Source organism: Shewanella sp. T24-MNA-CIBAN-0130, assembly GCF_040310185.1.
GTDB lineage: Bacteria > Pseudomonadota > Gammaproteobacteria > Enterobacterales > Shewanellaceae > Shewanella > Shewanella psychromarinicola.
In genome coordinates this window covers 1-261 of record NZ_JBEOPP010000379.1, presented here as the reverse complement: position 1 = coordinate 261, position 261 = coordinate 1, and the positions used below count along the sequence as shown (strand labels likewise).

The 261-nt window shown below is 42.9% G+C and carries 1 protein-coding gene; it reads right to left on the bottom strand.

The features are described 5' to 3' along the window. Window position 1: 1 nt before the first annotated feature. The coding region (locus tag AAEZ02_RS22805) for a hypothetical protein (RefSeq protein WP_351125381.1) at window positions 2-261 on the bottom strand (260 nt) is incomplete at its 5' end.

Below are 261 nucleotides of genomic sequence, written 5' to 3'. Positions count from 1 at the left end.
CTTAACACTCGTCAATATCGACGACAACTAAAGGTGACTCTCCTGCAACTTGTGGCTGAGAGTATCTAATTTCACATTTATTCGCAGCATAATCCGCATTAGGACGAATACGTAACCCGCTTCGATTATTAACATCGTATGTTGTGATGTTAAATTCACCACCGCTACCGTTGTCGGCAATGTTAATCATCCTGATGATACCTGCTGAGGTATGACGCGGATATCCGTAAGCTAGAGTCACTGATTGGCCTTGTACTGTAA